This window comes from Kitasatospora sp. NPDC096077, assembly GCF_040303245.1.
Taxonomy (GTDB): Bacteria; Actinomycetota; Actinomycetes; order Streptomycetales; family Streptomycetaceae; genus Kitasatospora.
On record NZ_JBEOSV010000050.1, the window covers coordinates 1 to 22,605 of the forward strand.

The 22,605-nt window shown below is 69.9% G+C and carries 21 protein-coding genes; 8 read left to right on the forward strand and 13 right to left on the reverse strand.

Annotated features, from left to right (window positions below; genetic code table 11):
• Positions 1 to 26: 26 nt before the first annotated feature.
• The 7 genes from ABTZ03_RS31375 to ABTZ03_RS31405 form a co-directional block, all read right to left on the reverse strand.
• Entirely contained in the window at positions 27 to 1,541 is a 1,515-nt protein-coding gene (locus tag ABTZ03_RS31375; protein ID WP_350516510.1) for a beta-ketoacyl synthase N-terminal-like domain-containing protein, read from the reverse strand.
• Positions 1,542 to 1,596: 55 nt separating this feature from the next.
• Complete coding sequence (locus ABTZ03_RS31380) at positions 1,597 to 3,186, reverse strand: PfaD family polyunsaturated fatty acid/polyketide biosynthesis protein (RefSeq protein ID WP_350516511.1); 1,590 nt, start codon at positions 3,184 to 3,186, stop codon at positions 1,597 to 1,599.
• 7 nt (positions 3,187 to 3,193) lie between these two features.
• Positions 3,194 to 3,937: an EF-hand domain-containing protein gene (locus ABTZ03_RS31385; RefSeq protein ID WP_350516512.1), complete on the reverse strand. Its 744-nt coding sequence runs from the start codon at positions 3,935 to 3,937 to the stop codon at positions 3,194 to 3,196.
• Positions 3,934 to 4,650, reverse strand: coding sequence for a hypothetical protein (locus ABTZ03_RS31390; protein ID WP_350516513.1), 717 nt, complete (start codon positions 4,648 to 4,650; stop codon positions 3,934 to 3,936). The genes ABTZ03_RS31385 and ABTZ03_RS31390 overlap by 4 nt, the downstream gene beginning before the upstream one ends.
• 208 nt (positions 4,651 to 4,858) lie before the next feature.
• On the reverse strand, positions 4,859 to 5,980 hold the full coding sequence (locus tag ABTZ03_RS31395) for a hypothetical protein (RefSeq protein ID WP_350516514.1): 1,122 nt from the start codon (positions 5,978 to 5,980) through the stop codon (positions 4,859 to 4,861).
• Positions 5,981 to 6,285: 305 nt separating this feature from the next.
• Entirely contained in the window at positions 6,286 to 7,335 is a 1,050-nt protein-coding gene (locus ABTZ03_RS31400; RefSeq protein ID WP_350516515.1) for a hypothetical protein, read from the reverse strand.
• A 295-nt stretch (positions 7,336 to 7,630) separates the two neighbouring features.
• Positions 7,631 to 8,686, reverse strand: a complete 1,056-nt coding sequence (locus tag ABTZ03_RS31405; RefSeq protein WP_350516516.1) for a hypothetical protein — start codon at positions 8,684 to 8,686, stop codon at positions 7,631 to 7,633.
• Between the two features lie 277 nt (positions 8,687 to 8,963).
• Between ABTZ03_RS31405 and ABTZ03_RS31410 the strand changes: the two genes are divergently transcribed.
• From ABTZ03_RS31410 to ABTZ03_RS31425, 4 genes are all read left to right on the forward strand, one after another.
• On the forward strand, positions 8,964 to 9,728 hold the full coding sequence (locus ABTZ03_RS31410; RefSeq protein ID WP_350516517.1) for a LamG domain-containing protein: 765 nt from the start codon (positions 8,964 to 8,966) through the stop codon (positions 9,726 to 9,728).
• A 167-nt stretch (positions 9,729 to 9,895) separates the two neighbouring features.
• Complete coding sequence (locus tag ABTZ03_RS31415; protein ID WP_350516518.1) at positions 9,896 to 11,548, forward strand: eCIS core domain-containing protein; 1,653 nt, start codon at positions 9,896 to 9,898, stop codon at positions 11,546 to 11,548.
• A gap of 248 nt (positions 11,549 to 11,796) precedes the next feature.
• Positions 11,797 to 12,360, forward strand: coding sequence for a GNAT family N-acetyltransferase (locus ABTZ03_RS31420; RefSeq protein ID WP_350516519.1), 564 nt, complete (start codon positions 11,797 to 11,799; stop codon positions 12,358 to 12,360).
• 895 nt (positions 12,361 to 13,255) lie between these two features.
• Positions 13,256 to 13,669, forward strand: coding sequence for an SsgA family sporulation/cell division regulator (locus ABTZ03_RS31425; protein ID WP_350516520.1), 414 nt, complete (start codon positions 13,256 to 13,258; stop codon positions 13,667 to 13,669).
• A gap of 147 nt (positions 13,670 to 13,816) precedes the next feature.
• Here the strand turns inward: ABTZ03_RS31425 and ABTZ03_RS31430 are convergent, their stop codons facing one another.
• The 4 genes from ABTZ03_RS31430 to ABTZ03_RS31445 all read right to left on the reverse strand — a co-directional run bounded on the left by ABTZ03_RS31430 (position 13,817) and on the right by ABTZ03_RS31445 (position 15,907).
• Entirely contained in the window at positions 13,817 to 14,629 is an 813-nt protein-coding gene (locus ABTZ03_RS31430) for a phosphoribosyl-dephospho-CoA transferase MdcG domain-containing protein (protein WP_350516521.1), read from the reverse strand.
• 178 nt (positions 14,630 to 14,807) lie between these two features.
• Complete coding sequence (locus ABTZ03_RS31435; protein WP_350516522.1) at positions 14,808 to 15,026, reverse strand: hypothetical protein; 219 nt, start codon at positions 15,024 to 15,026, stop codon at positions 14,808 to 14,810.
• Between the two features lie 267 nt (positions 15,027 to 15,293).
• Positions 15,294 to 15,650 (reverse strand): hypothetical protein, encoded by a 357-nt coding sequence (locus ABTZ03_RS31440; protein ID WP_350516523.1) that lies wholly within the window; start codon positions 15,648 to 15,650, stop codon positions 15,294 to 15,296.
• The gene (locus ABTZ03_RS31445) at positions 15,647 to 15,907 is read right to left on the reverse strand and encodes a hypothetical protein (RefSeq protein WP_350516524.1); all 261 of its coding nucleotides are present in this window, start codon (positions 15,905 to 15,907) and stop codon (positions 15,647 to 15,649) included. Before ABTZ03_RS31445 ends, ABTZ03_RS31440 begins: the two co-directional genes overlap by 4 nt.
• 220 nt (positions 15,908 to 16,127) lie before the next feature.
• Here ABTZ03_RS31445 and ABTZ03_RS31450 point away from each other — a divergent pair, with 220 nt between their 5' ends.
• From ABTZ03_RS31450 to ABTZ03_RS31460, 3 genes are all read left to right on the forward strand, one after another.
• The gene (locus ABTZ03_RS31450; protein ID WP_350516525.1) at positions 16,128 to 17,090 is read left to right on the forward strand and encodes a GlxA family transcriptional regulator; all 963 of its coding nucleotides are present in this window, start codon (positions 16,128 to 16,130) and stop codon (positions 17,088 to 17,090) included.
• A 369-nt stretch (positions 17,091 to 17,459) separates the two neighbouring features.
• Complete coding sequence (locus tag ABTZ03_RS31455; protein WP_350516526.1) at positions 17,460 to 17,927, forward strand: hypothetical protein; 468 nt, start codon at positions 17,460 to 17,462, stop codon at positions 17,925 to 17,927.
• Positions 17,927 to 18,856 (forward strand): LysR family transcriptional regulator, encoded by a 930-nt coding sequence (locus ABTZ03_RS31460; protein WP_350516527.1) that lies wholly within the window; start codon positions 17,927 to 17,929, stop codon positions 18,854 to 18,856. The genes ABTZ03_RS31455 and ABTZ03_RS31460 overlap by 1 nt, the downstream gene beginning before the upstream one ends.
• A 498-nt stretch (positions 18,857 to 19,354) precedes the next feature.
• On the opposite strand, the gene ABTZ03_RS31465 is transcribed toward ABTZ03_RS31460, so the two are convergent.
• Positions 19,355 to 19,768, reverse strand: a complete 414-nt coding sequence (locus ABTZ03_RS31465; protein WP_350516528.1) for a hypothetical protein — start codon at positions 19,766 to 19,768, stop codon at positions 19,355 to 19,357.
• Positions 19,769 to 20,664: 896 nt separating this feature from the next.
• Here ABTZ03_RS31465 and ABTZ03_RS31470 point away from each other — a divergent pair.
• Entirely contained in the window at positions 20,665 to 21,375 is a 711-nt protein-coding gene (locus ABTZ03_RS31470) for a methyltransferase domain-containing protein (RefSeq protein WP_350516529.1), read from the forward strand.
• A gap of 219 nt (positions 21,376 to 21,594) precedes the next feature.
• Here ABTZ03_RS31470 and ABTZ03_RS31475 read toward each other — a convergent pair whose 3' ends face one another.
• Complete coding sequence (locus tag ABTZ03_RS31475; RefSeq protein ID WP_350516530.1) at positions 21,595 to 22,524, reverse strand: LysR family transcriptional regulator; 930 nt, start codon at positions 22,522 to 22,524, stop codon at positions 21,595 to 21,597.
• Positions 22,525 to 22,605 lie beyond the last annotated feature (81 nt).

Genomic DNA, 22,605 nt, shown 5'->3' on the forward strand with positions numbered 1-22,605 from the left:
GTTGCGCTCGCGTCACGGAACACGGTCTACCGGATCAGGCCGCACCGCGGGGGCAACTTCCCAAAATGATCACAACCGAATACGCGCCCTAGGTGGTCGTCCCGGACCGGCAGGCGCGCGGCCGGCCGGGCGCCGCTCTTCTCGGCAGGCCGGAACTCCTCCAGCGCGAGGTGGTAGTTGGCGCCGCCGAACCCGAAGCTCGACACCGAGGCCCGGCGCGGGTGATCGGCCTGGTGGAACCAGGGCCGTGCGGTGGTGTTCAGGTAGAACGGGCTGTCCCCGCGGGCCAGTTCGGGATGCGGCCGCTCGACCTTGATGGTCGGGGGCAGTACCTGGTGGCTGAGGGCGAGAGCCGCCTTGAGCAACCCGGCGGCGCCGGACGCCGCCTTGGTGTGCCCGATCTGCGACTTGACCGACCCCAGCGCGCAGCGGACTCCGCCGCCGCTCTCGCCGAACACCGCGCGCAGTGCGGCGAGTTCGACGGCGTCCCCGGCCGGTGTTCCGGTGCCGTGCGCCTCTACCAGGCCCACCGTGCGCGGCTCGTAGCCGGCCGCGGCGTACGCCCGGCGCAGCGCCCGCTCCTGGCCGGCCCGGGACGGGGCGAACACCGACACCTCGCTGCCGTCGGTGGCGGCGCCGATGCCGTGGATCACGGCGTGGACGCGGTCCCCGGCGGCCTCGGCGTCCGCCAGCCGCTTCAGTACGAACAGGGCCACGCCCTCGCCGAGCAGGGTGCCGTCGGCATCCGCGTCGAACGGTCGGCAGTCGCCGGTCGGTGAGAGGGCCGGGGTCTTGCTGAAGCAGATGAAGGTGGCCTGGTCGGTCATGGTGTCCACGCCGCCGGTGACGACCAGGTCGGAGCGGCCCAGGCGCAGGTCGTCGACCGCGACGGAGAGCGCCGCCAGCGAGCTGGCGCAGGCGGCGTCGACGGTGAAGTTGGCGCCGTGCAGGTCGAAGCGCTTGGCGATGCGGCCGGCCACGACGTTGCCGAGCATGCCGGGGAAGGTCTCCGGCTGCCAGGGCACCAGGTACTCGCCGATGCGGTCGCAGACCGTCTCGGCCGCCGCCTCGTCGAAGCCGCTGTCCAGCAGCGCCCGGCGCCAGACGGGACGGCCCGCCCGCGCACCGACCACGGCCTGGAGCTGCAGCGCCGCGCAGCCGATGAAGACACCGACCCGGTCCCGGTCCACCCCGTCCAGCAGTCCGGTACCGGTCAGCAGGCGGTCGGCCGCCAGCAGGGCCAGCAGCTGGGCGGAGTCGGTCGCCGGGAGCGCCGCCGGTGGGATCCCCAGGGCCATCGAGTCGAAGGCGACCCGGGGGATGAAAGCGCCGCGCTTGGCGTAGGTGCGGTCGGGGGCCTGCGGGTCGGGATCGTAGTGCTCGTCGACGAGCCAGCGCTCCGGCGGGACGTCCGTCATCATGTCCCGGCCCTCGACGAGGGCGCGCCAGAACGCGGCGACGTCCCCGGCGCCGGGCATGATCGCGGAGAGACCGACGATCGCGATCGGTTCTGCTGCCGGGAGTCGGCGGCCGGACTGCATGGGTCTCCTGGGGTGGGCGGCGTGAGCCGGGGGGGGGGGCAACGGTGACCGGGTGTCAGATCAGCGGGCGGGGCCGGTAGTCGAAGGCCTCGGGTGGCAGCCGCACCCCGAAGGTGCGCAACTGGTGGGCCCGGGTGACGGCGGCGGCGCCCTGGAGGAGGTTCCGGGCGATCTGGACGACCGTACGGGTCTGCGGGTCGGCCAGGAAGCTGCCGGCGATCCAGCTGTTGAACGCTCCGGCGGCCGGGCTGCACCAGAGCTGGTAGTCGGCGGTGCGGTCCGGGCGGCCTTCGACCGCCCACGTACTGGCGTTGCCGAGGTACCAGCGGAACACCAGCGCCATCCGGTACTTGGTGTCCGTTTCGGCGCGTACCAGGACGGCGGGGTCGCGGTGGGCCCAGTAGGTGTGGGTGGCCTGCCAGACCTGCGCGAGCGGCATCCGGAACACCTCACGTTCGAGTTCCTCCCGTACCGCCCCGGGCAGGTCCTCCAACGAGGCGTGGCGCTCGTACAGCCGCCTCAGCCGTTCGGCCCGGCCCGCGAACATCGTGCCGCGGCGCAGCACCTGGACATTCGCGCCGAACTCGAAGTGGCTCGCCGACGGCGCTGTCGCCATGTCGGTCACCTGGGCACGGGCGAGCATCTCCTTGGCCCGCTCGGACAGGGCTGCCTCCCGGGCCAGTTGGTTCACCGTGCCGGTGACGACGTAGGCCGCCCCCATCGCGAAGGCGGCCGCCACGGCCGCCGGATCGCCGAGCCCGCCGGCGGCGCCGATCCGCACCGGCCGTTCCAGGCGCAGACGGCGGGCGAGGGCGTCGCGCAGCGCGACGACGGCCGGCAGGATCGCGCCCAGCGGCCGGCCGTCGGTGTGCCCGCCGCTGTCCGCCTCGACCGTGACGTCCTCGGCGACGGGTACCCGCTCGGCCAGCGACGCCTCCTGGGGCGTCAGCCGTCCCCGGTCGACCAGCAGGCGCAGCAGCTCGGCGGGGGCCGGTGACATGAAGAGTTCGGCGGTCTCGGGCCGTGACACCTTCGCGAACAGCCCGACCGGCCGCACGATCCACCCGTCGCGATCCCGGTGCAGCCCGGCCGCCGCACACCGGACCACCGCCGGGGTGAGCGTCGTGAAGGCGGAGGCGCTGATCAACGGCACCCGCGCCGCGAGCAGCAGGTCCGCGACCTCCTCCTCGGCCCCGGGATCGCCGGGGTGGTGGAGCAGATTGACGCCCCAGTTGCGGCGCCCGCCCAGCCCGGAGCCCAGCTGCCGCAGGTCCCGCCGAAGCCGGTCGGCGTCGAGTCCGGCCGCACCGAGGAAGGCCAGCAACTGTGCTTCGGCCATCGCCGTGACCAGCTCCGGGCCCGAGATCCCGTTGGCCATCTCGCCCGCCACGTACGGGAACCGGACCTGGTGGGCCCGGGTGAAGCCCTGGTCGCCCAGCCACTCGGGGTACAGGGCAGGGAGCGTCGCCGTCACCGTCAGACCGTCCCCGGCTCCGTGGTGCCACCGCTCGCCCGCCACCCCCAGTGCCCCGTCCGTCCTTCGGGCCACCAACTGCAGGGCCGTGCCGACCTGTTGGGAGAGGGCCACCAGATGGGCCCCGTCGAAGACGGGCTGGTGCTCCGCCAGCCCCCTGCTGTTGGACACAACGGCCTCAGAGCCGGCCGAGCGCCAGGTTGTGCGGTGATGCGGGGTCGACGCCGGTCACGTAGTCCGTGACCGTCAGCAGGACTTCCCCGTAGGTGGCCCGCTCCGGGTCCGCGGTGGCCAGTGCCCTCCAGCCCGCTTCGGCCTCCCCCCGGGTCTCGCCGGCGGCACCCATGCCGATCCGGATCGAGTCCTCCCGCTGGATCACCCCGTCGCGGTCGGCATCGGCCATGGTGAACGTCAGGTTGGTGATCATGGCGATGTACTGCAGCGTCCTGTCGGGTGTGACCGCGACGCTGTTGGCCGTCACGATCACGAAGTCCTCGGAGCTGAGCCGCCCGGTGTCCAGCACCCACTTCGGCTCGGTCACCAGGGCATCCCACATCCGGTCGATCGCGGCGAGCAGCTGCCCGGTCGTCGGGCTGTCCGCGCCGCCCTCCGTGAGGGCCGCGAACCTCCGGGCCAGGCTCACCGTGTCGGCCTTGGTGACGAATCCGTCCCCGTCGACGTCCAGCAGCTCGAACGCCCGGAGCTGCTTTCGGCGCAGCAACGGATCCTGATCCGCCGCGACCTTCGCCGCCGCCGCGAGCCGCCCGGCCGGGTCGGCGGGCCCCGGGGCCGCCGTCGCTTCGGCGCCCGACGCCAGGAACGCCACGGCACCGACCGTCAGCCCAGCGGTCCCACGCAGTACGGACCGCCGGGTCACCTCGGGGGACGATTCCACGGACTCCGGGTCCTGCGACTCGCTCATGCCATCATTCCTTGCCGGTGAGAAGGACAACCCGGCAGATAGTCCCGCAAGGGCGTGGCATCACCGCCCGCCGAGAGTCCGGGACCGCGATTCTTCACTTGCGCGGATGACACCTCCGTCAACCGGGTTCCCGGGCGTTCAGCCTTCGGAGGCCACCGTTGGCGGAAGTAGTTCTGCCCGAGTGCGATCTCCCGGAAGGCCTCGTCGCCGAGGGCCTGGTTGATCCGGCTGGTCACCTCCAGCTCCTGCTCGTACACCTGGTAGTCCTTGGTCCGGGCCGCGGCCGCAGCAGCACCGGCTCCGGCCGGCGACAGGACCACCGCCGCTGCGGAGGCACCGACGGTGACGGCAGTGAAGCACCGGCTGGTCCGCCCCGTGCTTCTCATTCGCTGCCTCCACGTAGTGGCGTGTGGTGCGACGGGAATAGTGGTAGCTGATGAGAAATCAGATCCCTGTGGGTTTGACGGCGCGTCTGCTCTCACATCCCTCGAACGGACACTCAGATTGGCTCGTCGTTGGCTTGGCAGGCCGCGCAGGGTGAGACCGAGACCGATGGTCAGGACGATCACGGCGGTGACGAGGGAGCTGTAGGAGGCGAACTGGCGCAGGGCGGGCAGTCGACGGTTGGTCAGGTCGGCGAAGCTGTGGGTTCCTCGGGCCGCCAGGATGCCCGCTGCGGCCAGGGTGGGAGCCACGCCGGCGGAGGCGATCACGAGCAGCACGGTGAGTGGGGCGGGGGTGGTCAGGGGTTCGTGGTGTGCCGGTTGGGGGTCCACTATCCGAGGCGCCCCGACATCTCCACTGGATCCCCGAACGCCGCACCATCCCTCGCGATCAGGCCGAGCAGCGAAGGCGCCGGTGGGTCCACACGAACCGTGCGGGCCCACCGGCGCCTGGGAAGGGTGTCGCGCGGGTGGTGGGCTACCAGGTGATGACGACCAGTCCGTTGCCTCCCTTGGCCCCGGTGGCTCCGGCGGCGCTGTCGTCGCCGTCCTTGTTGGTCGAGGAGGCGCCGCGCTGGCCGCCGTAGCCGCCGTTGCCGCCGTAGCCGCCCTTGCCGCCCTTTCCTCCTGCGCCGGTGCCCGCGGGAACCGTGTAGGCGGTGCCGTCGGGCAGTGTGACCGTCTTGGGGCCGGCCGAGGTCCCGCCGGCCCCGCCCGTGCCGCCCGCACCGCCGTCTCCGCCGAGGCGGATGTCCTTGGACTGGCTGTCGCCCTTCTTGCCGAGACCGCCTGCCTTCCCGTCGGCTCCCGGTTTGGCGTTGAACGGCTGGCAGAACAGGCCCAGCCGGGTGGCCTGCGCTCCCTTGCCCGAGGTGCTGGCCTTCTTGGACGGGGTGCCCCCGGTGGACCCGTCCTCCGTTCCCCCGCCGCCGCCGCCCGATCCCCCCTCGGCCGCGCCGCCGCCCGAGCGCCCCCGGAAAGCGTCCACGATCGGCCCGCCGGTGTTGCCCCCGGAACTGGGGCCGAAGAACAGCCCGTTGTAGCCCTTCTCGTCGGGTGCGGAGCCGGTCTTGCCGCCGCCCTTGCCGGTGGCCCCGGCCTTACCGTCCGCGCCTCCGAAGGGGCTGCTGCCCCTGGCTCCTCCCGCGGCCGCCCCCGCGCCGGCCCCGCCGGCGCCGCCCTGGCTGGTGCGGACGTAGAAGTCGTAGCGTCCGGCGGACGCCTTGTCGCTCAGCTTGTAGCGGCACTGGGTGAAGCCGCCCGCGCCGCCGCCGGCCCCGCCCGCACCGCCGGCCCCGCCCGCACCGCCGCCGCCCGCGGCTCGGCTGCCGACGGTCGGATTGTCCTCCCCGCCTCCTCCGCCCCCGCCGCTGGCGCCTCCGCCCCCGCCGGCCCCCGCGCCCCACACGTAGACGTTGAGGACTTTCACACCGGCGGGCGGCTGCCACACCTCCTGAGTCTTGGTGAAGACCTTGAACCGCGGTGCGGGAGCCGCCTGCGCGCCGGGAGCGGCGACGGCCGACACGGCCAGGACGGCGACCGCACCCGCCGCCAGGACCGCGGCACGGCGGGAGGAACAGGACGAGATGAGATAGGTCATGCACGAACCACTATCGTGCGGGGGAAGCGAACCCCAGGAGCCACACCGGGGACACCTCCGCGCGCGGACAGCCGCGCCAGCCACGGCGGCTGCCATGACGCGCCCCGCAAGGACCGGCCGCCCGGTCGATCCGGCGCAGCGCCGATGTGACCGGCCGTTCCGGTGGCGGTAGGTGTCGGAGGCCTCCGTCCGGTGAGCGCGCCGCCGTGCCGCTGACGTCGGTGTGGTTCGGGTGACGGCGCCTCCCGGGCCACTACAGTCCGTCCACGCCGGTTTCCGCTTGCGCGGGTGGGCGGGCGACCTGATCAGGGTCCCGGCCTTGACTGCCTGTCAGCGGCGTCCTGGGTGATGGCCACAATCATGGCGTTGGCTCGCTGCGGCCCGTAGGTGTCGGCGAGGGTGCTCTTGAACATTGCCCACTGGTGGGCGATCTCCTGGACGGCCTGGTCCACGGCTCGCCGGAAGTTGGTGACTCCGGGGGCGAAGGTGTACTTCGCGCGGGTGTAGTTCTGCGTGTCCTTGGCCAGGCCGTCGGGAATGCCAGGGTACTTGTCCGGCGGGTTGTCGTCATCGTGTGTGATCCGTCGGCCGCCCTTGTCGGCGGGGCCGCAGTCCTTGACCTTGCGTCCGGTGCTCTCCGTCTCTCCGGGGTAGCAGCCGGTCGCCAGGTCCAGCATCTTCTCCTTCTCCAGCAGCTGGGAGAACTCGGCCTCGTTGTTCAGCCCGGCGTCGGAGGCGAAGCCGAAGACGGGGGCCGGAGCCTGGCGCCGCAAGCCCGGGGGGTTGCCGATCCCCAGGGGAGCGTCCTTGGCGGCGTCGGCGTAGTTGCTGTGCGAGTAGAAGTCCTCGACGGTGTGCCAGGATCGTCCCAGCCCCTCCAGGACGCCGCACTTCGCTGTCTGCGAGGGCTGGCCGAGCCGGCACTTGTCGATCCCGGTCTGGTCGGCGCGGACCTCCCCCTGCTCGGAGACGAGGTCGCCGGCCGCGCGTACCGCCTGGTGGAAGCGGTCGTCGGCGAGTCGCACACACGCGAACAGCTCTGCCGTCGCCTCCTGGCGCGTGCGGACGTAGGGATGGCCGCCGTTGTTGTCCGGTGACAGGTAGTCGGCGTTGTCGCAGTGTGCGGGGCCGCGGTCGTGCTCGTCCTTGTCCGGCTGTAGGACGGCGGCGATCAGTCTCTCGTACGTGGCACTGATCTGGCGAAATTCGCCGGGACCCTTCGCGACCGCGGCGGCCGTCACCGATCTGTGGTTCTCCGGGCTGAAGGCGTGGGCTTCACCCGCAGCCGGACCGGTGAGGAGCGAGGGGGCCAGGGCCACAACGGCCAGGAACCCGGGGTTCCGGGCAGCGCTCATGATGCCGGGCCAGGGGCCGGGCATGCGAGAAGCGGGGATACGCAAGACGGTACGTCCTTCCGTTCGACGACAGCGGCCGATTGGCAGTGGCCACAGGGGCTTCTTCGAGTGGTCGCCAGTCCCGGAGCGGCCCACCAGGCACGCCGTCCGGCAGCGAGCCTTTGTCAGCGTTGCGACTCAAGGGCGGTGGGGCCCGGTACCTGATGCCGGGGGTTCGTCCCCGCGGTTGGGACTCCGCGCCGCCGACGATCTCCGGGTCCACCGGGTTGCCGGCGGCGCGGCGGGCTCCCGGTCGTCAGACCTTCGGGTAGCTGTCCAGGACGAAGGAGTCGGGGTCGATGGTTTCCCAGGTGAGGATGGTGTCGCCGTCGAGGCGCCTGAGCTTGAACGTGTCGAGGCGGTACCAGGCGGCGACGCTGAACCGCTTTCCGGCCTTCACCGCCAACGTCTTGATGTCCTTCTTCGTGGACGTCTTCGTCTGGGTGCGTGACTCCTTGACTCTCAGGCCGGCGGCGATGGTGGCACTGATCTTGGCGGTGGCACCCATGTAGGAGAATCCGGCCTCGGCCGTCACTCTGATGTTGAGGCTCTTCTCGATCTCCGAGGAGTTGGAGGAGACCAGTCCGACCTCGGTCTCCCAGGTGTGGGAGAAGTCGGTGTTGCCGTCGTGCTCCTGATAGCCCTTGCGGACCCAGGAGGAGGAGCGGCTGAGGATGTAGTACGGGCTGTGATTGACCTTCCACCCCACGCTCTGCCCTTCGTCCCCGACGACGAAGAAGGGCAGAGCGACCGAGCCCACGACTACGGGTTTGGTGCTCTCGGCTGGTGGCTTGAAGTCGTGCATGCGGTCGATCTCGCCGAAGTCGGGCTTCTCACCGGCGGGCCTCAACGACGTGACGGCGTCGAAGACCTGTGCCTCCTCGACCAGCCACTCCAGCTGTTTCCCACCGCCGTCGTCGAGGTTGACATGAGAGCCGATGCCTTCGGCAATGGCGTGGACGTACTTGTCACTACGCATCAGCTTGATCTTGTAGTGGTTGCCGTCGACCTGCTCGAACTTCCACTTGTACCGCTGGTTGTCCAGGTTGGGACTGCCCGCCTGGCGGATCTGCTCACCGACTTCTCCGACCCCGGGGGCGAACACCATGAAGCCGCACGAGCGGCTGACGATCCACCACCAGGTTCCTTCGGTGTCCGCCGGGTACAGGAGCCACTGGTAGTTGTGCTCCTTCTTCGCATGGGGGCCGGAGTCCTGGTTCAGGACCTTGTCGCCCTTGTCGTTGGGAGAGTGCAGTTTCAGTCCCGTCCCGCTGTTGGTGAACAGATACGCCCTGCCTTGCGTGATCTCCATCATCGGATCCCTTCTGACGAGGCCCCTCGGCACGGTGCACGGCGGCACCCCGGGTCCGGGAGCCGGGTTCTGCGGACGGCTTTCCATACCCGGCGACGGCCCACAGTCCTGGCGGTGTGCACGGCTGGGGTGCGCAAATCACTCCATCGGTAGAGTCGAACGCGCTCCGCTCGGCGAGTCCGCGGCCGCTGACGGCGTCAGCGGCGATGGTGGACGGGTGCCCGCCCCCGGCCGAGATCCCGTCGGCCGCCCCGGGCCCGCCCACGAGATGAGCGAGATGAGCGAGGACACCGTGCAGGACCCAGCCAGTGACTTCGAGCCGGTGATCAGCGGAACCTTCGACAACTATCCGGCCTTCGAAGCGCAATGGAACTACCTCTACCCGTGGGGGAGCGACCACAACGGCACGGCGCGCATGTACGCCGGCCCAGGCGACCACGACCACGTGTACCTGGAGAACGGCGTCCTCACCCTCAAGGCGTCCCGGGTCACGAAGGACGAGGGCAGCAGCAGCGAGCCGCCGTACGCGCAGATCCGCTACCGGTCCGGCGCGGTGCACGCCAAGCAGCGGATCACGGTGACCAGCGAGTTCCCCAACTACGAGATCAAGGGCGAGTTCCAGGCGCCGGCCCTCAAGGGGGCCTGGCCCGCGTTCTGGCTGGACGGCTCCTGGCCTCCGGAGAGCGACATCCTGGAGTTCAAGGGGGACGCCGTGAACTGGTTCAACACCTTCCGCACCTCCGACGACCTGGACTCGACCCCCGTGCCGGTCCCCCACCCCGCGCACTGGCACACCTACGTGGCGTGGATCGAGAAGGTCAACGACACGGACGTGACGATCGACTACTACCTGGACACCAAGGACGGGAAGCCACTCTGGCGGGCCCGTGGCCACGGCGCCGGCTACGTCGGCAAGCCGATGTCACTGATCATCAACCTCCAGATGGAGGGAAGCTCCGGGCATCCCGGGCCTGACGGCGACACCTACTTCCGTGCCCGAAACGTGTACGTCGGGCGGACCAGGACCCGCCCACACGCCTGATCAACCGTCCGCCCGCTTGGCCCGGTCCGCCGCCTGTGCGTACGGAGGCGCTGTGGGAGACCGTCGCCGAGAGCCCTGGCTCTGCCCTGCCTGATGAACCTTCCGCCGTGCCCCGGCCGTCGGGACGAGTGGGATGCTGTCGACGATCCCAGGAGGGGCGGAGTCCGATGCGCAAGCGGGAGAACGAGGAAGCGGGCAGGGCCAAGGCGGGCCAGGAGGCGGGGCACGCGGGCGGCCGGGCCGGGCAGCCACGGTCAGGGCTGCTCGCCCTCCAGGCCACCGTGGGCAATGCGGCGGTCGTCCAGATGCTCCGCCGGGCCGGCCACGGCCCGGACGAAACGGAACACCGGCACGGGGACGGCTGCGGCCACGAGGGCCCGGCTGTCCAGCGTGCGGCGGCCCCGGCGGTCCAGCGCTCCTCCGTCCACGACGTCCTGCGCAGCCCCGGCCGGCCTCTCGACCAGGCCACCCGTACGGACATGGAGTCCCGCCTCGGCGCCGACTTCTCCGATGTACGCATCCACACCGACGCCGCCGCGAAGGCCTCCGCCGCCGAGGTCGGCGCGCGTGCCTACACCTCCGGCAACGACATCGTCATCGGCGAGGGCGGGGGCGGCGCGCACACCCTCGCCCACGAACTCACCCATGTGATCCAGCAGCGCCGGGGACCGGTCAGCGGTACCGACAACGGCGACGGGCTGAAGGTGTCCGACCCCGCCGACCGCTTCGAGCGCGAGGCCGAGGCCAACGCCCGCGCGGTGATGAGCCGTCCGGCCCCCCGGACCTCCTCCGACGCGCAGCGTTCGGCCGACCCCGGTGTGGCCGGTGCGGCGCAGGCATCCGTGCAGCGCACCCTCGGGGAGGGCCTCTCGCCGGACACCCAGGTCGTCAAGCACACGGACGAGGGGGACATCGAGGGGTACAAGATCGTCAAGTACAGCCTCCAGTCCTACCTGATCTCCGGGGGCGCGGACGGCAGGAGGTCCCGGGCGACCACCATCGACAAGTCGTGGGGGACGGTCGCGGGACGGGAGGCGTCCCGCGCGCAGTACGACGCGGCCCGTGCCCTGGAGTTGGACCCGGCGGTCCTCGCGGCCAAGCAGAAGCAGAAGGACCTGGACCTCGGCGAGAACTACCTCAGCGCCGACTACCGCCGGATCAACCCGCTCCTCGCGGCCCTCGGGCAGGTCGGCTTCACCCCCGGCGAGATCGCCGCCCCCGGTTTCTCCTACACGTCGAAGGAGAACGAGGTGCTCGACGCGTGGCGCAGTGTCGCCATGGCGCGGGGCTACGCGGACGAGCAGACCACCGGGGCGTGGGACAAGAAGGCCCTCGCGGACACCTTCGACATCTTCGCCCGGATCAACGGCGTGTGGGACGACTTCGCGACGCCCCGCGCGAACGAGGACGGCAACGTGCTGCGGGGCGACAGCAAGCACCTGTACGAGTCGTTCGGCGGCATCCTCAAGCAGCAGGAGAGCCACCCGGACGGCGGCTACGTCTCGGTCGACCAGACGATCGAGTGGCCGGCGATCCTGTCGACCACGTACGGCGATCCGTTGACCCACTCGTACGTGGCCGGCAAGGAGATCGTCTGGGAGTTCGGCCTCCCGGAGGACCACCGGGGAAGGGCGCTCGGCGGGAACAACCAGTCCGAGGCGGAGATGACCTTCCCCATCGGCACCAGGATCCACATCCGTCAGATCCTCGTGCGGAGCGGCGACTTCCGGCAGGAGCGGTCGGCGAAGTACGGCGAGAGCGCGGCCGTGATCGTCTTCGCCGACATCCTGGCGGGACAGGGACCGACTCGCGGGGACTGAAACGCCTCGGCGACGGCCGGATTCTCCTCGGCGGCCAGTCGTAGGTCCGCCGCCGCCCGGTGTGCCTGCCTCCAGGTAGGAGCCCCCTGTCCTCGGACCGGTCAGCCGGCTTCGGGAGCCTTGACCGCATCTGCGGCGCCGACAGCCACGACCACGTATCGGCCGGACTTCCAGTACCTGAGCGAGTCGCCGGTCGTGGTGTCGTAAATGCGTTGAGGGACTCGGGTGGTTCATGAATGATCCGCTGCATGGCCATCTATCTGGAGACCGAGCGCCTGACGCTGCGTCGGTTCACCGCCGACGACGCGGACCTGTTGATCGAGCTGGACGGCGATCCGGCGGTGATGCGGTTCCTGTCGGGTGGGGAAGCGACGCCTGCGGAGGTCGTCCGCGAGAGCCATCTGCCGAACATCATCGCCGGCTACCGGAGGTGGGGCGGCGAGCTCGGGTTGTTCGCCGCGTTCGAGAAGGACGGCGGGGCGTTCATCGGCTGGTTCTGCCTGCGACCCGGGAAGGACGGCCCGAAGGACGAGGCCGAGCTCGGGTACCGGCTGCGGCGGGCGGCCTGGGGCAAGGGCTACGCCACCGAGGCCTCACGGGCGCTGCTGCGCAAGGGGTTCGGTGAGCTCGGCCTGCGGATGGTCTGGGCCGCGACGATGGTGCTGAACCACGGTTCGCGCAACGTCATGGAGAAGGTGGGCATGACGTTCTCCCATCCCCTCCCCACCCCGGACGACATGCTGATGGTCGAGGGCGCCGACCTCGGCGGCGTGCAGTACGAGATCACGAAGGAGCAGTGGGAGCAGCGCTGACCTCCCACCCGGTCCGGATATGAGGCGCGGAGGCGCGGAGGCGGGTGAGGACGGCCAGGGCGCGGCGGCGACCGGCGGTGGCAATCCGCGAAGCCTCATCCCGTGACGCCACTGGTCACGTCGCCGCCGCAAGCGCGCACCGGATCGTCAGTCGGTGGCTTTCCTCATCCGAGGGATCAGGGGGCGGCTGTCGTCGACAGAGGCCGGCGATCGGCCGGCGACCGGTGGATGCGGACCGAACCAGGCTCGGGTCAGTGCGGCGGCCGACCCTCTCGTCGGAGATCCGGTGCGGCAGCGGGCACATCCCGCCGAAGTCGGCCTCGCGCCCGATGTGGCCACCACAGCGGCCAGAGCAACGGTCGCCAGAGAGGCGACAGCGACTATGCGGAGGTGATCCCTGTACATGTGTGGCACTTTCTCGTGCTTCAGAGCTGCAATTGTCTGCGGTGAGCTGCATGTTCCCGATCCGCTCATCTCCGCATCGGAATGGTGATAGGCACTGCGGCGGCACTGGTGGGACGTCTGCAAAGCAGATTTATATCTGCAATATCGAGGCAGGTGATCCGCCCGGCTTGGCGCGCTGGTTCGGTATACGTTGCGGCGGCCTTGAAGTCAAGCCTCAGCTTCCGCTCTTGGGGCCAAGGGCCCTGGGTTGTGGATCGTAGGTCCCTGCTCTTGAGTTCTTTGTTCGTGAGCTCTTGCGGGCATGGCGATGGACCGGTCAGAATCGATTGAACGACAGGTTTTGCAGGTTTGGGGTAACACCTTCATGGTCGGCTTCACCTGGGTCGACATGTTTGCTTCTGCATTTCTTCACAGGGCTATCAAAGATATTCCGCACGGCTGTCGGGACGGGTTCCCGAGGGTCGCGGGCAGAACGCGAGGAGATGACGCCATGCAGCACCGCACAGTTCTCGGACACATGGTGATGGAGATTGTTTCCTCGACCGGTTCCACCCGTCTCATCCAGGTGGACCTGGCATACGTGGCCGACGATCCATGCGCGGTTCAACTTGCCTTCCGCCCTGACCACGGCGCCCGTGTCACGTGGTACTTCGCGCGGGAGCTGCTGATCGACGGATTGAGCCGGGCCGTCGGCGAGGGTGATGTCCGCATACGTCCCACTGGTGATGATCTTTCCGAGACGTCCATCGCGCTGCATTCGTCTTTCGGCTGTGTTCTGCTCCTCGCCTCAAGTGGGTCACTGAACGCCTTCCTGGACCGGACGGACAGCCTGGTTCCAGTCGGACAGGAACTGACCGAACAGCACATTGACGCCCAGCTCGAAAAAATTCTTCGAGAGAGGTGATGATCTCGAAACATTCCCACGACCATGAGAGCCCGACCTGCCCGGATATCACAGGCCGACGAAGGTGACGAGACGGCTCAAAGATCTATCGATGTCGTCCGCGATGAGACGACTCCCCTTACCGTATGTCGTCGAGCACCTGACGAGTCACCGACCGGAGGCCCGTGACATCGCCGACTGAGAAGGATGTCTACCCGAGTTCGCTCGGCCCACGGTGCCCCGGGCATAGCGGCCCAACGGCACTACGCGGTTCCGAATCTCCAGCTCGGCGTCGAGTTCCACATCGAGTCGGCCGAGTTCCCGCCACAGTTTCATGGCGTCACGCCGGCTGAGCCACGCAGGGGCGCGCAGGACCAGGCGCAATGGGCTGAGCGGGCCGGCCACAGGTTCACCGGTGGCCAGTTCGTAGCCGATCGCGCCGATCGGCCCCCAGGTCAGTCGATGGTCCGTGATGAGTCCCGTGACTGCTCGCAGCGCAGTCAGGCCCGGTATGGCCGACACCCTTCGCGGTGGCAGCAGCTTGAGCCGATCAGTGAGCTGCTCGGGACGCAGTATGCGGGCCACTGTGGACCGGGGAGCCATCGCGTCGAACCGCTGCCCCCGCCGGGGACCGCGCGCCATGACCGGGAGCCAGAGCTCGCGCGCTCCTGTCATCGATGGTGCCCTCGCGACTGTCACCCACGGGTGTGTGCGCAGTGTCCGTCTCGCCCAACTCGGGGGTCCGCCACGATCTAGCGGGCGCAGGGCGCCGGGGTAGCGCAACAGGAGCAGATCGTGGGCGACAGGCAGCTGCCCGTTCAGAGGTGCCAATGGACGGCGCAGCGCGCCATGCGGTTGTCCATCTGGATCGAGGACATGATGCGGGGCCACGATGGGCATGTGAGAAGCCTCGGGAGAGTTCGGATATCCGGGCCGGCCCGGTCGGGTGCGGCGCGGGCGACGGGCGGCGGCGCCGGTCATCGGGTGTCCACTGAACGGTCGATGTGCGGGTGCCGGGGCTCACGACCGTCGGCTGGGACCGTCTTTCAACTGACGGTCATGGAAGGACTGTTGGTCCAGCCCGGCGAATACCGGGCCGCGTCGGTGGGGGCGCTGCCACCGACCTGCCGCCTTGTGGGCAGCCGAGTCGGGCCGGCACCTACGGGTCCCGGTCCTTGGCGTCCAGGTGGTCACGAAGCTGTGCCCGGTGCAGTGTCCAGCGCGACAGCAGGCCCACGGTCACGCCGATGGCGATGGTCAGGAGAAGGCCGAGCCCATCGGAGAGGCTGCAGGAGAGGGCTGTTGACGCAGTGGAGGCGAGGGTGACCGCGAGGATCGTGGCGGTTCGCTCCCGGTGCTCGCTCATGTCTTCGTCCACCGGGCGACGCCCCTCATGCGGGAGCCGGTCAGCACTTGAAGAGCCCGGTGGCAGGGCCACCCAGTTCATTGAGTCCGGCGACAATGACCCGGGCAGGGCGAGGAGTGGTCGGTTGCAACTGAGTTCCCCTGTTTCGGATCTGGGTGTGTGTTCCCCAGCGGTCGGTTGATCGGTGAAGGTCCCGCTGGGCTGTGGGGCGGCCGCCTATGACCGGTGTTCGGCAGTCACGGGGGAGTCGTGGTCGGCGAAGCCCCGCCCGTAGCCGGTCTAGGAAGGAGTCGGGGTGAGGCTCGCCACGATCCGTCGGGCGGTGACGACGCCGACGCCGGTGGCTCCGCGTAGGAAGATCAGCGCCTCGCGGCGGCGTCCTGCTGACAGCAGGCCGTGGAGTACCTGCCGCAGGGCGGGATCGTGTTCGGCAAGGACTGCGGCCGCCTCGTCCGCGGTCACCGGGAGGTTGCGCTTCCTGAGTACTGCGAGTGCGGCGGGAGCGTGAGCGGGCGACAGGTCGGACCCCACCAGCAACGCCTTCAGCGCGTCCGTCCGCTGGCCGTCGGCCAGGTGCCGGAGTGCTGTCTGCTGCTGGTCCCTCGGCACCGGCGTGATGACGGCCGCGGTGATCACAGGATCCTGCCCCGGTCCGACGTGCTGGGGAGGGCCCCATCGGCGAGGAGTCCATGAGCACTGCCGGTTCCGGAGAGCCGTCCCTCGTCCACGGCTTCGCGATTCATCAGGTGGGCGGCCTGCTTCCACCGGTCGCCGGCGGGCCAGTTGGCCGGCTGGCCGGTGGGCGGGTCGGTCGCGGCCGCCGAGGCGAATCCGAGGAAGCGGGCGACGGCCAGCGCGAGCGTGGCCATGGGGATGATGCACGGGCTTTGCATGGTCGGTTTCTATTCGTTCGGTCCAATATCCGGGTGAACCGGACAAAGCTCATCCTGCTACCGCTGACGGCCGGCGAGGGAGGGCCCGGGGGTCCGATGTCCTCCAAGGTGGGACTTGCGTCCTGATCGACCCGGGCCGCCGCGGAAACCATGGTTCCGTCGGGGTGTTCCGCCTGCTGAGCTTGGCATTTGGCGCTGTGAGCGGCTTTCATGACGTTCCATGACGAACCGGAACCTACTCTTCGTCTTGTCGGATGAAATGGAAGCCATCGACGTCACCGGACCTATGACCGTCTTCGACTGGGCCAACCGCCTGTTGGCGCCGGGGCGCAGCCGGCCGGCTTACAGGCTGCGCACGGCAAGCCCGGGCGGCAGGCCGGTGAAGGCCAGCGGTGGACTGGTCCTGGCTGCACAGTCCCCCCTGGCGGAGGAGCCCGCACCCGACACCGTGGTGATCCCCGGTGCTCCGAGCGACCCGGAGGTGGCTGCCTGGCTCAAGGGGAACGCGTCCGAGATCCGCAGGGTCGTCGCGGTCTACGAGGGCGTCTTCACGCTGGCGGCCGCCGGCCTGTTGGACGGACGCCGCACCGTCGCGCACTGGCGGCTCGCGCCGGCCGTGGCCCGCTCCTTTCCCGCCGTACGGGTCGATTCCGAGCCGATCCACGCCGGTGACGGGCAGGTGTGGACATCGGCCGGAATGACCAGCGGCATCGACGTGGCCCTCGACCTGGTGGAGACCGATCACGGACCCGATCTTGCGCTGGAGGTCGCCCGGCAGCTGGTGGTGTTCCTGCGGCGGACGCACAACCAGCGGCAGATCAGTACCCAGCTGAGGCTGGCGGCGGCCAGGAGGGGTGAGCTGCGGCGGATCCTGGAGTGGGTCGTCGACCACCCCGGCGAGGATCTCACCGTGGAGACCCTGGCCTGGCGGGCCGCGCTCTCGCCCCGTCAGTTCACCCGGGCCTTCACCGCCGAGACCGGCCTGTCCCCGGGCCGCTTCGTGGCCCAGGTGCGCCTGCAGGCGGCCTGCCGGAGGCTGGTGGAGCACCCGCAGGACAGCCTGGAACAGGTGGCGAGGTCCGTGGGATTCTCCAGTGCCGAGGTGATGCGGCGTGCCTTCCGGAGAGCGTACGGGATCGCGCCCTCCGCCTACCGGAAGGCCAACTTGCCTCGGGCCAGGTGAACGTGGTCGGTGAGGATGCAAGGAGTGCCGCTTCCCCGGGGAAGATGGGGGAGCGGTGGCCGATCGGTCTGTGCCCAGGCGGGTGCCTGATCCGGTGTGCGTCGATGGCCCGCCATCGCGGGTGGGCCACCGGCCGGCCGCGGCACACCGCAGGACGGCTCGGCCTTCTCAACCCCCTCGTGCGGCCGCCCCGTTGTGCCCCCAGGGGGTGCGGTCGTGCGGCCACGGCGTCGGCGCTCCGGCAACCCGAGACGAGCCTCGTTGACGGACCTGGGGCGCAGCATCCGGGGCGGTCGACGCAAGGCGGCGACACAGCCGGGTGCGCGAGCCGGGCTGCATCGCGATCAACCCGGCGACCGACGGGCGGCAATGGCTTCCGCAGCGATCCGGGCTGATCAGGACACAGGTCCCACTCTGGAGGGCATCGGGCCCCGCGGCCCTTCCGAACCAGTCGTCAGCAACGGCAGGCTGACCTTTGTCCCGGTTCACCCGGATATCAAATCGAACGAACAGAAACCGACCATGCAGAGCTCAGGCGTCATTCCCACCGGCGGGTTCGTCCTGGCCCCAGAGGCAGCAGGGCCCGCTACGGCCTCACCCGGCCGGACAGCCGACTCCCGGGAAGCCGGTGATTTCACCAAGTCGCTCCAGACGGCCCGGGGCTGCCAGTCGCCGGCCCAAGCCGCCGATGACCAGCGGGAGACCACGACGCGCGTCGCCCGCATCCGCACGGCGATCGCCTCCGCGACCGGAACCGTCACCGGGGACCTGAAGCTGAAGGCCTTCCTCAAGGAGCAGACGCATGTCCTCCTGAGCACCGTAGTGGTGACAACCTGATGCTCAACTCGATCCACATCCGTACGCTGAACATGGTGCTGACCACAGGGTCCTTCGCCAAGGCCGGTTCTATGCTCGGCTACTCCGCCTCGGCTGTCTCCCAGCAGATCAGCGCGCTCGAAAGCAGCACGGGTCTGACGCTGTTCGAGCGTGCGGCCCGTAGCGTCCGTCCCACCCGCGCCGCCATCGTCCTGGGCGAACGCTGCGCAGGAGTACTGGATCAGTTGACGGCGTTGGAGCAGGAGGCTCAGGCGCTTGCCGCTGGTGATCGAGGAGTGGTGCGGGTCGGGAGCTACCCCGCTGCCCAGGCGACGCTGATCCCCTGGGCACTGGCCCGCCTGGCGCAGTGGCACCCCGATGCGCAGGTGGACCTGGAGGAGGGCGAGTCATCGGACCTGATGCCCCTGGTCTTGTCCTCCGCACTCGATCTGGCCCTGGTCTACGTCTACGACCTGATGTCGGCGGAATGGCCTGCCGGGATCACGGCGGTCGAGCTGATGCAGGAACGGCTGTTCGTGCTCGTTCCGCCGGCCAACCCGTTCGTCACAGCCGACCGGGTCCGCCTCGGTGACCTCGCGGAGCAGAGATGGATCACTGGCCATGAAGGGAGTGCCAAAGCGGCGTTGTTGACGCGGCTGTGCGCCGACGCCGGCTTCTCGCCGCGGGTGGCGTTCCGCAGCAACAATCACGACGCCGTCCAGGAGATGGTGCGGGCCGGGCTCGGCGTGGCCCTGGTGCCCGATCTGGCCCTGGCCGGGCCCAGTCGAGAGACGGCGCGCGCACTGGACGGAATGCCATGCGCACGGCGGGTGTTCGTGGTCCGGCGGACGTCCAACACCAACGCACTGCTGAGATCGTTCGAGGCCGCCCTGGGTCGGGCGGCGGCTGATCGCCGCAAGCGGCAGCGGCCGACAGTCCAGGTGAGGTGAATCCGGGTCACCGCCGAACGCCTACGACGCAGGACGTTCCACCGCCGGACGAGACACTCCGCGGTCACGGACCCAGCCGCTCTGGTTCTGCGAACCGAACCGGTGCTCATCCGGCAGGCAGTCCTTGCCGTTTGCCGTTCCGTCGCGCTGTCTCGCCGATGCTCCGGGCTTCCCGAAGCGGATCCACGGCGCCGTGGCCCACAGCAGCACGACCCGTTACCGCAGCGGCTTCACCGAGCTGGCCCGGCAAGCCGGCTCATCTCTCCGGTCGGGCTTCCAATGCGGAGCAACTCCTGCCGCCCGGGCCATGAACGGTGCGTCTAAGTACGCCTTCGACCCGAGAGATGAAGAACAGTTGTCGTCGCTACCACGGATGCGCCGACAAGAACCAATTGGACCCAGAAAGGTGGGGCGAGCATCTTGTTGACCGCGATCATGAATGCTGCGAGCATTGCAAATGCAATGATCTTTTGTCGCACGGGGTGTCTCCAGCTTTGATCAGACAAGAGAGCTCAGGCAGGCGGCCGCCCCGGCTCCGGCCACGTTGACGGCCAGATCCCGGGCCGCCGTACCGTTGACCCTGCCGACAACCAGCGCTGCCGCGCCGCCGATCCCTGCCTTGACCAGGCAATTCTTGGCCATGTCGGACATCGGCTTGTTGGCGAGGGCCTCACGGTACTTCTGATTCTCGCCGTTGCCGTCCCCGAAGCGGCAGTTGATGCAGTTGTGCTCCTGAATGACGTCGACTGCATGGGCAAGTGGTACTGAAATACCCCATGCCATGGCTGCAGAAAGGACGATCGAGAAATCCATGATCCGCATATTTCCGCCTTCGGACAGTCTGCCGGAAGCGCGATTGTGCAGCTCCTTCGGTGAGCCTATGAGGAGAACGCGGGCCTGACCATGCATCATTCATTTGAATTCTGCCGGGTGAGACCAAGGGGGCCTGATGCTTGTTCATCCGGGGTGTGGCAGGCCCCGGAGATCGGGGTGCCGGTGCCGGTGCTGGAGGAGGTCGACCGCTCGACGTGGCACACCGAGGTGAGGCAGCGGAGGAGTGGGGCGGCGCTGCTGCTCGTGGGGGCGCGCCGACCGCCTCGCCGTCGGCCCGTAGGAGACAACGGCGAGCTGACCGCCGGTCACTGCGGCGGAGCGGGTCGGGCACCTCTCGCAGAAGCCGGGCCCGCGCGGGTCGCCCGTACGACCGTCGCCGTCATGGAGCTGACGGCATCCTCGGTACCAGTGGCATGCCCCATGCTCTCCCCGCCCGGTTCCACCGGCCGGAGTCCGTCCGGGTTCCGAGATGATCCGTGTCCCTGGGGCGCGGTGCCTTGGTGCGCGCCCCTCGGGCGCTGCCGTACGCCGTCTACCGATCGGCGGGGGGGCTTGGCGAGGATGGGCGGCCGACCGTGTCCTGTAAGCGACCGGAAGGGCAGCAGCATGGGTACGCACGAGAAGCCGGCCCCCGACCCCGGGTCGGGCACGCCCCCGCCGGGCAACAAGGACGGGCAGGTTCCGCCGTCGCCGCCGCCCACCGGCACCCGGCGGAAGTAGAACGCGGTGACGAGCGGCGAGGATCCGGCGGGGCGCCGGGCGGGCCTGGACACGGCGATGGACCGCGAGGAGGTGTGGCCGGCCGGGTCGCCGTGGGTGCGCGAGGCCTTCGCGGCGGTGCCCCGCGACGCGTTCGCGCCGGGGCGGCTGTGGCGGTGGGACGGCCGTGCCTACATGCCGGTGGACCGGGCGGCCGATCCCGAGGGCTGGGCCGACGAACGGTTACCGGGGTCCACGACGCGGCCGTCACCCAGGTGCGCGGCGGACTGCCGTCCTCGTCGCTGCCCGCGCCCGCCGTGGTGGCGGACATGCTGGACAGTCTGCGGCTGGAGCCCGGGCACCGGGTGTGGGACATCGGCACCGGGCAGGGGTGGACGGCGGCGCTGGCCGCCTGGCGCACCGGCCCGGGCCGGGTGGTGTCCACCGAGGTGGACGCGGGCCTGGCCGACTTCGCCCGCGGGCGCCTGGCGGCGGCCGGCCTGGACGTTCAGGTGGTGACCGGCAACGCGAGCGGCGGCGGGCTGCCGGGCGGCGGACAGGTCGACCGTCTGCACGCCACCTACGCCGTGGAGGCCGTCCCGTGGGCGTGGGTGGAGGCGGTACGGCCGGGCGGCCGGCTCGTCTACCCCTGGGGCAGGCTGGGGCACGTCGCCCTCACGGTCGCCGACGACGGCAAGAGCGCGACCGGATGGGTGCAGGGCCTGGCCCAGTTCATGGCCGACCGGCACGGCCCGGCGCCGGCGTCCACCGGCCATGCGGCCTACACGGCGGTGCGCGGCACCGCCGACCCGGACACCGAGCGGCTGTTGACGCGCGACCTGGCCCCGTTCCAGCCCCTCTCCGGCCGTCAGTCTGTCGAAGGCTGCACTGTAGGCCACGGCTCCGACAAGCAACTGACCCGACCGGAAGACCGCTGGCTGGCAAGCCCCGCTCGATCTACACGTGAACGACCGCCGGGTCGATGACAAGCAGTCGTGGGACGAGGGAACCGCCTGGTCCCGCCCGGACCACGCGCCCGTTGTTTGACGCGCCAGCTCATGGGATGTCTGTCGGGTTCAGCATGTTGAGCCGCCGATCGCCGGTGGTGCGACCGGCGCGGTGGTGGAGGTCTACCGAGGGTGGGGTAGCTGATGTCCTTGTCGGCAGTGTGCGTTCCTCCGAAGAAGATCCGCTGGTGACTGGCCTCAGTGTGCGGGCTCCGCGTCCCGGTCGAGGTGGCGGGCGGTGTCCTGGATGAGGGTGCGGAGCCAGCGGTGGCCGGCGTCGTGGGTGTGGACGGGGTGCCACCAGAGGGCTTCGTTGATGGGGCCGGCGTCGAAGGGGCAGGGGATCACGCGCAGGGCCGGGGGCAGGGGCATGGCCTCGGTCAGGCGGCGTTGGAGGACGGCGATGCGGTCGGTTCCGGTGATGTAGAGGGGTAGGGCGAGGAAGCTGTCGGTGACTGCGTGGGGGCGTAGTTGGCGGCCGGTCTCGGTGAGGCGCTGGAGCATGAACGGGGCGTTGTGCGGGTCGAATTGGCCCAGGACCCAGTTGAGGTCGGCCAGATCCTCGGCGCTGGGCGGGTTGTCGGCGGCGGGGTTGCCGTGGTCGACGAGTGCGACCCATTCGTCGGTGAACAGGGGCAGGTTGGGCATCCCGTGGAAGAGGCTGCCGTGGGGTGCGATCAGCCCGTCGACGGTCGGTTCGGCGTCCTCGCCGGGATAGGTCTCGGGCATGCCGAGGCGTCGGAAACGCAGCGTTGCGCGGGGAGCCTGCCTCTCGAAGGCGTCGAGCAGTTCCGGCCCGAGGACGGCGGCCGTGTAGTCGGCGACGGACAGGACGAACTCCCGCTCCGAGGTGGCGGGTTCGAACTGCGACTTGGTGGCGAACAGTCGGTCCGAGAGTTCCAGGACGGAGCCCGCCTGGTCCTGGAGCTGGGCGCCGAGCGGGGTGAGCTGGTAGCGGTTGCCGACCCGCTCCAGGAGCTCGTCGTCGAAGTGGCGGCGCAGGCGGCCGAGCATCGCGCTCGCGGCCGGCTGGGTGACGCCGATCCGTTCGGCGGCGCGGCTGACGTGCCGCTCGTCGAGCAGGGCGTGCAGGGCGACGAGGAGGTTGAGATCAGGGCGGGCGACCATGGCCCCAAGGTAGCAGCCGTGTTTATGGAACAATATCCATCATTGATTTCCCGTATAGGTGTCGGGCGGCAAGACTCGAAT